The organism is Bacteroides sp. AM16-24 (assembly GCF_003471885.1).
Classification (GTDB): Bacteria; Bacteroidota; Bacteroidia; order Bacteroidales; family Bacteroidaceae; genus Bacteroides.
This window is the reverse complement of sequence record NZ_QRKI01000002.1, coordinates 262,006-274,217: the sequence shown is the minus strand read 5'-3', so window position 1 is coordinate 274,217 and position 12,212 is coordinate 262,006. Positions and strand designations below refer to the sequence as shown.

The 12,212-nt window shown below is 42.6% G+C and carries 13 protein-coding genes and 2 pseudogenes; 11 read left to right on the top strand and 4 right to left on the bottom strand.

Annotated features, from left to right (window positions below):
- The first annotated feature begins 236 nt into the window (after positions 1 to 236).
- On the top strand, positions 237 to 809 hold the full coding sequence (locus tag DW182_RS03670; protein ID WP_118294712.1) for a DNA-3-methyladenine glycosylase I: 573 nt from the start codon (positions 237 to 239) through the stop codon (positions 807 to 809).
- A gap of 118 nt (positions 810 to 927) precedes the next feature.
- Here DW182_RS03670 and DW182_RS03665 read toward each other — a convergent pair whose 3' ends face one another.
- Positions 928 to 1,581: a DUF4476 domain-containing protein gene (locus tag DW182_RS03665; RefSeq protein WP_118294711.1), complete on the bottom strand. Its 654-nt coding sequence runs from the start codon at positions 1,579 to 1,581 to the stop codon at positions 928 to 930.
- Positions 1,582 to 1,821: 240 nt separating this feature from the next.
- Here DW182_RS03665 and DW182_RS03660 point away from each other — a divergent pair, with 240 nt between their 5' ends.
- The gene (locus DW182_RS03660; RefSeq protein ID WP_117706434.1) at positions 1,822 to 2,418 is read left to right on the top strand and encodes a sugar O-acetyltransferase; all 597 of its coding nucleotides are present in this window, start codon (positions 1,822 to 1,824) and stop codon (positions 2,416 to 2,418) included.
- Positions 2,419 to 2,511: 93 nt separating this feature from the next.
- On the opposite strand, the gene DW182_RS03655 is transcribed toward DW182_RS03660, so the two are convergent.
- Together DW182_RS03655 and DW182_RS03650 are read right to left on the bottom strand one after the other, a co-directional pair.
- A complete protein-coding gene (locus DW182_RS03655; protein ID WP_007662745.1) occupies positions 2,512 to 3,072 on the bottom strand; it encodes a flavin reductase family protein in 561 nt (186 codons plus the stop codon).
- A gap of 6 nt (positions 3,073 to 3,078) precedes the next feature.
- The gene (locus DW182_RS03650) at positions 3,079 to 3,615 is read right to left on the bottom strand and encodes a flavodoxin (protein WP_117706436.1); all 537 of its coding nucleotides are present in this window, start codon (positions 3,613 to 3,615) and stop codon (positions 3,079 to 3,081) included.
- Positions 3,616 to 3,883: 268 nt separating this feature from the next.
- Between DW182_RS03650 and DW182_RS22700 the strand changes: the two are divergent.
- The 9 genes and pseudogenes from DW182_RS22700 to DW182_RS03605 form a co-directional block, all read left to right on the top strand.
- Positions 3,884 to 4,084, top strand: a pseudogene (locus DW182_RS22700) (toxin-antitoxin system HicB family antitoxin); the annotation flags it as partial.
- Positions 4,085 to 4,087: 3 nt separating this feature from the next.
- Positions 4,088 to 4,339, top strand: a pseudogene (locus tag DW182_RS22695) (DNA-binding protein); the annotation flags it as partial.
- Positions 4,340 to 4,448: 109 nt separating this feature from the next.
- The gene (locus DW182_RS03635) at positions 4,449 to 5,570 is read left to right on the top strand and encodes a DUF362 domain-containing protein (protein WP_007662772.1); all 1,122 of its coding nucleotides are present in this window, start codon (positions 4,449 to 4,451) and stop codon (positions 5,568 to 5,570) included.
- A 151-nt stretch (positions 5,571 to 5,721) separates the two neighbouring features.
- Positions 5,722 to 6,231 (top strand): hypothetical protein, encoded by a 510-nt coding sequence (locus tag DW182_RS03630; protein ID WP_007662775.1) that lies wholly within the window; start codon positions 5,722 to 5,724, stop codon positions 6,229 to 6,231.
- A 24-nt stretch (positions 6,232 to 6,255) separates the two neighbouring features.
- The gene (locus tag DW182_RS03625; protein ID WP_007662777.1) at positions 6,256 to 6,651 is read left to right on the top strand and encodes a phosphoribosyltransferase; all 396 of its coding nucleotides are present in this window, start codon (positions 6,256 to 6,258) and stop codon (positions 6,649 to 6,651) included.
- A 39-nt stretch (positions 6,652 to 6,690) separates the two neighbouring features.
- Positions 6,691 to 7,626 carry a DUF362 domain-containing protein gene (locus DW182_RS03620; RefSeq protein WP_118294710.1) on the top strand — a complete coding sequence of 312 codons (936 nt, stop codon included), beginning with the start codon at positions 6,691 to 6,693 and terminating at the stop codon, positions 7,624 to 7,626.
- A 27-nt stretch (positions 7,627 to 7,653) separates the two neighbouring features.
- Positions 7,654 to 9,171, top strand: a complete 1,518-nt coding sequence (locus tag DW182_RS03615; protein ID WP_007662781.1) for a 4Fe-4S dicluster domain-containing protein — start codon at positions 7,654 to 7,656, stop codon at positions 9,169 to 9,171.
- A 163-nt stretch (positions 9,172 to 9,334) separates the two neighbouring features.
- On the top strand, positions 9,335 to 10,168 hold the full coding sequence (locus tag DW182_RS03610) for a patatin-like phospholipase family protein (protein WP_007662783.1): 834 nt from the start codon (positions 9,335 to 9,337) through the stop codon (positions 10,166 to 10,168).
- Positions 10,169 to 10,175: 7 nt separating this feature from the next.
- On the top strand, positions 10,176 to 11,873 hold the full coding sequence (locus DW182_RS03605) for an alpha-amylase family protein (RefSeq protein ID WP_118294709.1): 1,698 nt from the start codon (positions 10,176 to 10,178) through the stop codon (positions 11,871 to 11,873).
- Between the two features lie 74 nt (positions 11,874 to 11,947).
- Here the strand turns inward: DW182_RS03605 and DW182_RS03600 are convergent, their stop codons facing one another.
- On the bottom strand, positions 11,948 to 12,184 hold the full coding sequence (locus DW182_RS03600; RefSeq protein WP_117706446.1) for a hypothetical protein: 237 nt from the start codon (positions 12,182 to 12,184) through the stop codon (positions 11,948 to 11,950).
- Between the last annotated feature and the right edge of the window lie 28 nt (positions 12,185 to 12,212).

Sequence of the window (12,212 nt, the reverse complement as noted above, 5' to 3'; positions counted from 1 at the left end):
TATCCATAATAGTATAATCCGTCAAATATTGAATTGATAAATAAGAAATAGTTCAAGCCTGCTTTCTGCTGTAAAGATAGGAATTAAATTGAGACTGAGCGCAGAACTCAGTAATAAGGCTGATGAATAGCAGTTTATCCAAGAAAAGGAAGAAGCTGAAATAGAATAACTTATTAAAATTTGGCACGCCATTGTGAATAAACTATATTTGTACATTCATTATAAGTACTATAATTATGCAAGATTTTGTAAACGGACGCTGTGGTTGGTGCGGAACTGACGAACTGTATGTGAAATACCATGATCAAGAGTGGGGAAATTTAGTGACCGACGACAAGACACTGTTTGAGTTTCTTGTGCTGGAGAGCGCCCAGGCTGGATTAAGTTGGATAACCATCCTCAAAAAACGTGAGGGATATCGCAAAGCCTTTTGCGATTTCGATGCCGAACAAGTAGCACAAATGACCGATGAAGATGTCGAGCGGCTGATGCATTTTGATGGTATCGTGAAGAACCGTCTGAAAATCAAATCGACCATCACAAATGCAAGGTTATTCCTCACCATACAAAAGGAGTTCGGCAGTTTTTATGAATATACACTGTCGTTCTTTCCTGACAGAAAACCGATTATCAATACCTTTCAATCCTTGAGTGAGATTCCGGTATCATCTCCCGAATCTGATGCCATGAGCAAGGATATGAAAAAACGAGGATTCAAGTTCTTCGGATCTACGATCTGCTACGCCCATTTGCAGGCTGCGGGATTCATCAACGATCATCTGGCGGACTGTATCTGTCGAAAAGGATAAATGACAGTATAACTTCATACAAAGTAAAAGGCGGTATTTCCTCGCATGGATTTACCGCCTTTCCGTTGAAATATATGAAGTTTAGTTTTTGAGTTCGCTTATAGGTCCTGGTATCATTTTACTTTTTTATTCCCAAAATATTTCTTGCTTTTTCTTCACTGGAGATGAAATCGAGTGCATCGATTATCTCGTCATAATTCTCCCGGTCGGAGATATTCGGAGCTATAATTTTTAGAACTTCCAGTTTGTCGTCATCAAACCGGTATATCGACATCATCCGCACACACTGTTTGCAACTCAATCCTCTGTTACCGATTCCGGCTTCCAATAATTCCAGTTGGTCGTCCTTGAAAGGTTTGCTCTTCACTTTGTTGTAAAGCGACTGGAAATCCCTCTCATTCATCCCTCTTCCACCACTAACGTGCGGACGGGAGGGTGCCTCTCCACCGATTTCCACAGACGGATAAACCGCTACAGGAGGATTGGTATACTTCTCGTAAGAATCCATATAAGTCACTTTTCCATCCACAAATCCAAGGTCGATGATCGTTATACCGGGAGCTCCGGAAATACTTTTCTCATACCTCCATCCTTCCACTTCGTGGTCGAAGCTACGGTGCATCGGCTGTCCCAGTATGGATGTGATTTCTTCTTTAGTCATCCCTTTCTGAATTTTCATCAGGGTATTACTGTCAATCCCTAAAATCATGGCACAGCTACCCATACAGATTGCAAATGCCAGTAGTGCTAATGTCAGTTTTATTGTTTTCATTGCATATATTGTTTTTTACTTTTTATGTTGCTACAAATATAAGTGGAGAAAAACATATAATATTATCTTTTTCCCTATTATTTAGGGAGATTTCCCTATTCATATATAGAGTTATGGATTTCAATAAAAAAGATAAAGCTATGGAGGGAAACATCTTTTTCCTATCTTTGTCACATAATGTGACGAGTAATTCACCTCCATAGTAATTGGAATGCTCTAAAAATTAGTAGATTGCAATATATGAAAACAGAATTGGGAAAGTGCTTAGCCGGAGAGCTGTTCAACGGTGGTGACAAAGTATTGGCAGATATGACGCTGAATGCTAAAAGATTGTTAAAGCGGCTAAATGAAACGGACTATGCCGACACGGAACAGAGAAAGCAAATCTTTCATGATTTGTTCGGCAAGATGGGAGAACATGTCCATATTGATATTGATTTCCATTGTGAATACGGGAAGCATATTTTCATTGGTGATCAGGTTATCATCAATATGAACTGTACGTTTGTAGACAATAACATCATTGAGATAGGCGACAATGTGTTGATAGCGTCCAATGTACAGATATACACCGCCACCCACTCTACCAAATTGCAAGAAAGAGTCGTAGCGGATTGGGAAGCAGGAGAAGGTATTTGCAAAACCTATGCACTCCCCGTAAGAATAAATGATGGAGCGTGGATTGGTGGTGGTGCGATAATCCTACCAGGAGTGACAATTGGAAAAAACAGTGTCATAGGTGCCGGCAGTATAGTAACTCGCTCTATTCCTGACAACTGCGTAGCCGTAGGAAATCCTTGCAGGGTGATTAAACAAATTGATAATGAAGTCGTTTGACAGAAACGATCACAATATATCATTGCTCTGTACTCCTCAAAGTATTTAAGTCATACTTTGAGGAATATTTTTTGGGAAGGCCTGATTTTAGAATCATTTCAATGCCTTGCCATCCGAAAAAGCCTTACCCACCTTTTCGCCCACCTTCAGATAATCATTGTTGAACGGATCGAAGATGATGGGAGCTACTTTGGAAGCATCTACTTTCCCGTTTTCATCAAGTACACGCTCGTCTACACTCACATTTACGATCTCTCCACGCAAGATGCAGGTTTCGGGATTATAATCTTTCAGTTTGCACTCCATCGCTACGGACAGTTCGTCAATCAACGGAGCGTCCACGAACTCCGAACGGGTGGCATGGAAGCCTGCACGGGCGAATTTATCCGTTACCTTATTGCCGGAAACGATACCTACATAATCGCAGGCAACAACCTGCCCCACTTCCGCCATACTTACTGTAAATGCTTTGCGCTTCAGGATATTCGCAGTGGTCTTGTGTCCTTCGCTGATGCAAATACTGATCTCTTTCATTTCACTGATACCACCCCAAGCCGCATTCATAGCGTTTGGGAGTCCATTTTCATCATAAGCAGCAATAATAAACACCGGCTGCGGATAGGAAAAGGGTTTTGCTCCGTAATTCTTTCTCATACTAATTTATTTTTTAGTCCATTGTTTAATGTCTTCTTTGGTCGCACCGTTCAGCAGTTTGCCTTTCTGCCACTTCAGATTGGAATAAGTCTTCTGCAACTCTTTTTCGGAATTGGAGATGCTGCTTCCACCCGATGTGGCAAACAGAATAATCGTCTTACCCGAAAAATCACCACTTTCTATAAAAGTATTGATGATTCTCGGAGCTAAATTCCACCAGATGGGAAAACCGATATAAACTGTGTCGTAATCCGCCAAGTTTTCCGGTTTGGAACTTAGGGCAGGACGTGATTTGGCATCCGTCATCTCCACACTGCTGCGTGAGGATTTGTCGTGCCAGTTCAGATCGGCAGAGGTATACTTTTTCACAGGCTGTATTTCGTAGAGGGTACCACCTATGACTTCTGCAACCTGCTTAGCTGCTTTTTCCGTTGTTCCCGTTGCCGAGAAATAGGCAACCAATGTCTTAGAACCTTGTTTCTGTGCGATTGCGGTCAAACATAACGCCATAATCGCTACCATAAAGAATGCAAGTCTTTTCATACAATATAATATTTAGTTCAAACAAACATATAGATTACTTTTCCGTAGCAAACGCTTCGGTTCGGGAAGCATATTGCAATGATACAAAATTACGGAGTATTATCCGGTATGCAGATACATAAATTACGGAATATATAACCAATATTACGGATACACCTCCTTTTTAGATACTTTATACCCCCTATTGTTGGATTGTAACTATTTTGTAGTTACATTTACTGAAATGGAATGCTTATTGTTGATAATGATTCACAAACCTACCTTATCAAAGGGTATACAATGGAGCAAGTATTCAGGATCATTAAATGTTCGTCTGACTCCTGAGATACATAGCCATATAGCAATGCTGGCACAGCGTGCAGGTATCTCTATCAATGCTTTCATCAAACAAGCACTTGAGAAGCAAATTACAGCTATGTTGCAAAATAGAAATTTACTTCAAATCCACACAGAGCAATGTCGGATTTGAGTCTTCGGCATCTTCCGCCCCACCATTAAGGCCAAAAGCGCAGATACTGCGGAAAGAGTTACGGCAAGTAATATAGTACGCAAGCGTATTGTTTTTACTCCGGGAAAGATTTTTCAACGTACTTTGGGAGAAATGAGTGTAACCCGCGCCATTCCCATCGATACTGATTCTACGGACGGAAGCTGCTCCGGTGGTAACGGTAGCGGCGGCAACCAAGGAGGTGACGGTGGTATAGAGGATGATCCGTTAGGATAATGCCAAATTAAAGTAGCGAAAGAACTTCGCTACTTTTTTTTGTTTCCATACCTACTTATGTGGATAATATCTCTTATTTTTGCACATGTTATAACTATAAATAGGTAATATGGAAACATCAAAAGTCTACTACACAGACCTGCGTACCTCTCCTACTTCCAATCTTCTGGATAAGATGGAACGTCTGGTAAAGCGGGCAGGTATCGAACAACTACCCTTAAAAGACAGTTTTGTCGCTATCAAGATTCACTTCGGTGAACCGGGAAACCTTGCTTATCTTCGCCCGAACTATGCGGCTCGCATGGCAAACCTATTGCGCAACAATGGTGCGAAACCTTTCTTGACGGACTGTAACACACTATATTCAGGCCGTCGTGCCAATGCCGTCGATCATCTGCAAAGTGCAATGGAAAATGGTTATAATCCTATATCCGCCCAATGTCAGGTCATCATCGGAGATGGATTGAAAGGTACGGATTGCCGGGAAATTCCCTTAAACGGTGAATATTGTGCCGCCCCTAAGATTGGCACTGCCATAGCCGATGCGGATATCATCATCAGCATGAACCACTTTAAGGGACACGAACAAGCCGGCTTTGGCGGAGCTTTAAAGAATCTGGGCATGGGTTGTGCCAGCGTAGCCGGAAAACTGGAACTGCATTCGGCCTCTCAGCCCAAAATAGATACAGAAAATTGCATTGGCTGCAATATCTGCGTGAAGCACTGTGCACACGACGCCGTACATCTGAATGCAGGACGCAAAGCGGAAATAGATTATGCGAAATGCGTAGGTTGCGGACAGTGTGTCGCTTTGTGCCAGTATGATGGCGCCATCATGGGCGACGAAGATACGTCCGAACGCTTAAACTACAAAATTGCCGAATATTCACTGGCCGTAGTGAAAGATAAGCCCAATTTCCACATCAGTTTTATAATGAATGTATCTCCGGAATGTGACTGTTGGAATCATAATGACGCCGCCATTGTCCCTGACCTCGGTATTCTGGCTTCTACAGACCCGGTGGCTCTGGATAAAGCATGCGCGGATATGGTCATCCAAGCTCCTATACTGCACACGGGTAACCGCCTTTCTGCCGGACATGAGCACGATGATTTGTGCGGCCATGACAAGTTCCACATGATGCACCCGGATACGGACTGGCTGGCTGGATTGCGCCATGCGGAAAAGATCGGATTGGGCAATATGCAATATGAATTGGTGAAGATTTAAACCTTTTCCGTCCAAAAGAGTCTTAATACAAACTACCGATACAAAACTTGTAAGGATTGGGACAAATCTTCAAACAAAATGAGCGTTCATCTCCTACTTTTGTATCTTGAAGAAACATAATAATAACAAATTAAAATCTAATCATTGAATAATGGAAACATCTGCTAAACTCTACTCTTTGTCGTTCAGTAACGTGAAGACCTATTTGTTTGCATTCTTATTTATTGCAGGAAATATAGCATTGCCGCAGCTTTGTCATCTGGTTCCCGCGGGTGGACCGACTTTGCTGCCTATCTATTTCTTTACACTGATTGCCGCCTATAAATTCGGTTTTCGTGTAGGACTGCTTACGGCTTTACTTTCTCCGGTGATTAATCATTTACTGTTTGGTATGCCCGCTGCCGCTGCATTGCCTGTATTGCTGATAAAATCCGGTTTGCTTGCAGGAGCTGCTGCATTTGCCGCACGATATACAAAGAAAATATCCTTAGTTGCATTGCTTAGTGTGATTCTTGCTTACCAGGTGATAGGAACTGCTTTTGAATGGGCGATATGTGGTAACTTTTTCCTCGCTGTACAAGATTTCCGTATCGGTATTCCGGGTATGCTGATCCAGTGGTTCGGTGGTTACGCTCTGCTGAAAGCTATTTCCAAACTTTAATAATAGACTATCTCCCATAACAATATGGCAAAAACAATGGAAGAAGTGCTGGAACGCTTCCGCACAATTGAATTCCACGATGACTTTGATATGATCGTGGCTATTGCTAATGGCGGTATCGTTCCCGCAGGTATCATCAACCAGCGATTGCAAAAAGAAGTGCATCTGTTACGTATCAATTTACGGGATGAATACCAGCATCCGAAGTACGATGTACCCCAGTTGCTCGCTCCGGTTGACTTTGATTTTAAAGATAAAAGTATTTTATTGGTAGATGACCGTATTAAGACAGGATCTACCATTCGTCTGGCGTGCGAATTACTGAAGGAGGCACGTCTGATAAAAACATTCGCAGTCAATGGTACGGCAGATTATGCCTTGTTTGACGAGACGTGTTTTAAGTTCCCGTGGATACTATAAGTAATTAATAATTAGCAATTAATAATTTGAAAAGGGCCTATGGATAGAAGGGATTTCTTAAAGACTCTGGCGGTAACGGGTGCGGTGATGACCGTACAGCGTTCCGAAGCAATGGACATACTGGCGCAAAAGTTGACAAATGCTGGCGGTGGTAAGGTGGATCTGGTAGCTGTGATGGGTGGAGAACCGGAAGCGATGTTCCGGCGTGCTATCACAGAAATGGGTGGTATGAAGCAGTTTATCAAACCGGGACAAAAGGTAGTGGTTAAACCCAATATCGGTTGGGACAAAGTACCTGAACTGGCTGGTAATACAAATCCGAAGCTGGTTGCGGAAATTGTAAAGCAATGTCTTGCCGCAGGCGCCAAGGAGGTTACGGTATTTGATCATACCTGTGATGACTGGCAGAAATGCTACAAGAACAGCGGCATTGAAGAAGCTGCCAAAGCTGCGGGTGCCAAGGTTATGCCGGCTCATCTGGAAAGCTACTACAAACCAGTCTCATTGCCCAAAGGTGTACGCATGAAAAGTGCCAAGGTACACGAAGCCATTCTGAATAGTGATGTATGGATCAATGTACCCATTCTGAAAAACCATGGAGGTGCCAATTTGACGATTTCCATGAAGAATCACATGGGTATTGTCTGGGATCGCGGTTTCTTCCATTCCAACGACTTGCAACAATGTATTGCCGATATCTGTACAATGGATAAGAAAGCAGTGCTGAATGTAGTGGATGCCTATCGCATTTTGAAAACGAATGGCCCGCGCGGACGTTCTGCTTCGGATGTGGTATTAACCAAAGGATTATTTATTTCACAAGATATCGTGGCTGTAGATACAGCTGCCACCAAATTCTTTAACCAAGTTCGCGAAATGCCGCTTGAAAGCGTGGCTCACCTTGCTAACGGGCAGGCATTGAAAATTGGAACGATGGATTTGGATAAGTTGAATGTGAAGCGTATCAGGCTTTAATTCAAGCTATATAAAGTATACACACTTATGTTGAGAAAAGCACGTATTATACTGTCCGTTGTCATCTTCGGGCTGATAACTTTTTATTTTCTGGATTTTGCGGAAATATTGCCAAATAGTTTCCACAGACTGGCGCATATACAGTTTGTACCGGCATTGATGTCACTCAGTTTTATCATCCTGGTAGTACTGGTACTGATTACCTTGTTATTGGGACGTATCTATTGCTCTACAATTTGCCCAATGGGTATCTTTCAGGACATAGTGACCTGGATTTCTAAAAAAACGGCAAAGAAAAAGAAACGTTTCCGCTATTCGCCTGCCAAGAATATGCTGCGTTGGGGAGTATTGGGTGTAACAGCAATAGCTTTTCTTTTTGGATTTACGGTCATTTTAGGTCTGCTCGATCCTTACAGCGCTTTCGGACGTATGACGGTCAATGTGTTTAAACCCGTGTATATGTTAGGAAACAATTTGCTGGAAAGTATATTTTCAAGTTTCAATAACTATACCTTCTATCAGGTGGATGCTTCTCTCCTGAGTATCTCGTCCTTTATTATCGGACTGTTGACGTTTTTGGTAATTGGTTTTCTGGCATGGAAATACGGGCGTACCTGGTGCAACACAATATGCCCGGTAGGCACGTTACTCGGCTTTCTGAGCCGCTACTCACTGTTTAAAGTACGTATCGATGCAGAAAAATGCAATCATTGCGGATTGTGTGCCACTAAATGCAAAGCCTCATGTATCAATAGCCCGGAACAAACCATTGACTACAGCCGTTGCATAGATTGCTTTGATTGTTTGGGTGAGTGTCGCCAGAATGCACTTAGCTATACCATTTCCTTTAAAACCAAGAAACAGGTGACTGACGCTTCCAAACGCCGCTTTTTGCTTGCCGGGCTGACAACTGCCGCCGCAACTCCCAAAGTAATGGCGCAAGCTCAGAATGTAGCTGCGGCTGCAGCCGGAATGAAAAGTGATAAACGCCAGACACCTATAACGCCGCCGGGATCTGTCAGTCAGGAACATTTTCAGGCACATTGCACTTCGTGCCACCTGTGTGTCAGTAAATGTCCCTCTCATGTATTGAAACCTGCTTTTATGGAGTATGGTTTAGGAGGAATGATGCAGCCGACCGTCTTCTTTGAAAAAGGTTTCTGCAATTTTGATTGTACTGTATGCGGGGATGTCTGTCCCAATGGAGCTATCCTGCCACTGACGAAAGCGCAAAAACACCTAACACAGATGGGCAAAGTTGTTTTCATCAAAGAGAATTGCATCGTCTATCGGGACGGTACCAGTTGCGGGGCTTGTTCGGAGCATTGCCCTACGCAAGCTCTGTCTATGATTCCTTTCAAGGACGGGTTGACAATTCCTCATATTGATACGGAAATTTGTGTAGGTTGTGGCGGTTGTGAATACGTCTGCCCTGCCCGCCCTTTCCGCGCCGTATACATCGAAGGAAATGTCGTACAGCAAGATGCTAAACCCTTCACCGATAATCATCAGGAAGAAATTCAGGTAGATGATTTCGGCTTTTGATTGAATATTTTCCCGATTCCCACTGACGCCTGTCTTCGATTGTATAAATTGGGGGCAGGCGTTGCTTTTTCTCTATACTTAGCACATTTTTCTCCCTTTTTACTTTCAACCTACGATAAAATCACTAATTTCGTGGCGAACAAATATATGGTAGATTTTTTACATGGAGGCAACATCAAATAATTGGTTTACGAACAAATATCCTATAGGATATGCTTTGAGCGGTGGTTTTATCAAGGGTTTCGCGCATCTGGGCGTGATGCAGTCATTGTTGGAACATGACATCAAACCTAATATCCTTTCGGGAGTAAGCGCAGGGGCTTTGGCAGGTGTGTTTTATGCAGACGGTAACGAACCGCATAAAGTGCTGGATTATTTCTCCGGGCATAAATTCCAGGACCTGACCAAATTAGTCATACCGAAAGTGGGATTGTTCGAGTTAGGCGAATTTATTGATTTCCTGAAAACCAATTTGAAAGCAAAGACGATGGAAGAATTGCAAATACCTCTCATCATCACTGCAACCGACCTTGATCACGGACGTGTGGTGCATTTCCACAAAGGGAATATTGCCGAACGTGTGGCAGCTTCCTGCTGTATGCCTGTCCTCTTCTCTCCTGTAAAAATAGAAGGAACGCATTATGTAGATGGTGGGGTATTTATGAACTTACCTGTATCTACCATCCGGCGTGTTTGCAGCAAAGTGGTGGCAGTAAATGTTAGTCCGCTACTGGCACACAAATATAAGATGAATATTGTAAGTATTGCCATGCGTTCCTACCACTTCATGTTCCGTGCCAATACATTCCCTGAACGGGAAAAAGCGGACTTATTAATAGAACCGTATAACCTGGAAGGATACAGCAATACTGAACTGGAAAAAGCAGAAGAGATATTTATGCAGGGATATAATGCCGCTAACACTCTTCTGGATCAGTTGAAAGCGGATCAGGGAACCATCTGGAAAGATGAAAATAATTATCAAATCATAAAATAAAAATAGAATGGGGAAAGATGAAAAAATGATTATCTATCAAGTGTTTACGCGCTTGTTTGGTAACAATCATAATCACTGCATCAATAATGGAAACATAACGGAAAACGGATGCGGTAAAATGGCGGACTTTACAGCCAAGGCACTCAATGAAATAAAGAAGTTGGGAGCCACCCATATTTGGTATACCGGTATCATAGAGCATGCCACGCAAACGGATTATCGCCGTTACAATATACGTCCCGATCATCCGGCTATTGTTAAGGGCAAAGCAGGCTCTCCTTATGCCATCAAGGATTATTATGATGTGGATCCAGACTTGGCAAATGATGTACAGGAACGTATGAAGGAATTTGAAAATCTGGTACAACGAACTCATCGCAGCGGTCTGAAAGTCATTATCGATTTTGTACCGAATCACGTTGCCCGCCAATATCATTCGGATGCACAACCTGACGGAACTTCACAGTTGGGTGCAAATGATGATCCTAATTACGCTTTCAGCCCATATAATAATTTTTACTATATCCCTCAATCCGAATTGCACGGTCAGTTCGATATGAAAGGATCGGCTGCGGAACCTTATAGAGAATGTCCTGCCAAAGCTACGGGGAACAATCGTTTCGATGCTTATCCCAACATCACCGACTGGTACGAAACTGTGAAGCTGAATTATGGAGTAGATTATCAGAATGGTGGAACCTGTCACTTCAATCCCACTCCGGACACTTGGACAAAGATGCTGGATATCCTTCTTTTTTGGGCAGACAAAAATATCGACGGTTTTCGTTGTGATATGGCGGAAATGGTTCCGGTTGAGTTCTGGGAATGGGTGATTCCGCAAGTGAAAGAAAAGCATCCTGACTTGTTGTTCATTGCAGAGGTTTATAATCCGGCAGAATATCAGAATTACATATTCCGCGGAAAATTTGATTATCTATATGACAAGGTAGGACTTTATGATACGCTTCGCAATGTGATTTGTGGCTATGATTCGGCTACGGCCATTACACGTTCCTGGCAAAGTCTGGGTGGAATCGAGAAACGAATGCTGAATTTCCTGGAGAACCATGACGAACAGCGCATTGCTTCTGATTTCTTTGCCGGAAATCCGCGTAAAGCTGTTCCGGGACTGATTGTTTCAGCTTGTATGAATACCAATCCGATGATGATTTATTTCGGGCAGGAATTCGGTGAACTGGGCATGGATAGCGAAGGCTTCAGTGGCAGAGACGGGCGTACTACTATTTTTGATTATTGGAGCGTGGATACCATTCGTCGTTGGCGGAATGGCGGGAAGTTCGACGGCAAGATGCTGACGGAAGACCAAAAACACATCTATAGTATCTACCAACGCATCCTGACGCTTTGCAACAAGGAAAAAGCAATCACTGAAGGAGAGTTCTTCGATCTGATGTATGCTAACGTAAATGGCTGGCGCTTCAATGAACATAAGCAATACACATTCTTGCGAAAAGCCGGAAAAGAGTTATTATTCATTATCGTGAACTTTGACCACATTTCAGTAGATGTAGCTATCAATGTGCCTTCTCATGCCTTTGATTTCCTGCAAATACCGCAGATGGATGTTTATCCGGCAGTAGATTTGCTAACCGAAAAGACGGAAAGTATTAGTTTGCTGCCTTATAAGGCTACGGAAATTTCTGTAGAGGGATACAGCGGAAAGATATTGAAAATCAAGCTATAATAAGATTTTCACCACGGAGTAACGCAGAGTAATCTTTATTCAAAAGAATTCTTATTACTTTGTGGAACTTTGTGTTACTCCGTGGTGCTTTCTCCTTCCAGTTTTTCCTTCAGCCTATACAAACGCGTAATGGCCGGATTGTAAAACTCATCCGGGTAATGTGCTTTGATATCATTTATATTTGCCACCACATATTGCTTAAGATTCATAATATTTTCGGCCTCACTTAGCTGTAACTCTTTGGGTAACTGTGTGTTCTCAGCCCACTTCATCAGGGCATTCACACTTTCCTCATCATACTTATATTCCATACGTTCGTATAATTTTTCTACAAAGATA